The following is a 352-nucleotide window of genomic DNA, read 5'->3' as shown; positions in this document are numbered from 1 at the left end:
GGATATAGCCGCTGAACAGGCCGGGCTCGGTGAAAAGGATCTGTGTCCCAAGCAGGGCGCCGTAGGAGTGGCCGAGAAAGAGTGCTCTGGCAGGGTCGGCCCGGTAGCGAGCGGTGATGAATGGCTTTACCTGATCGCGCAGATATCTCTGATAGGCGCGCGCCTGACCGGAAGGAAATAAGGGCGCAGTCCGGCTCTGCGCGTTCGATGTCGGAGTATAGTCACGCTGGCGGCTGACCATGCCGTCCTCGCCCTTCCCGTAGGACAGGCCGACAAGGATGAATTCCTCAATCTTGGGCCCTTCGACGTTCAGGCGGCGCCCTATCTGCCGGATGATCGGGAAGGCGTAGTC

At 61.4% G+C, this 352-nt stretch carries 1 protein-coding gene; it reads right to left on the bottom strand.

Annotated elements, in window-relative coordinates; genetic code table 11:
• On the bottom strand, nt 1-352 hold a 352-nt coding region (locus AB4Y92_RS26880; protein WP_441822394.1), incomplete at both ends, for an alpha/beta hydrolase.

The sequence above is a fragment of the Lysobacter sp. TAB13 genome, assembly GCF_052113885.1.
In the GTDB taxonomy this organism is placed as follows: Bacteria; Pseudomonadota; Gammaproteobacteria; order Xanthomonadales; family Xanthomonadaceae; genus Lysobacter; species Lysobacter gummosus.
The sequence above is the reverse complement of the archived record's forward strand: the minus strand, read 5'-3'. Positions and strand labels throughout refer to the sequence as shown.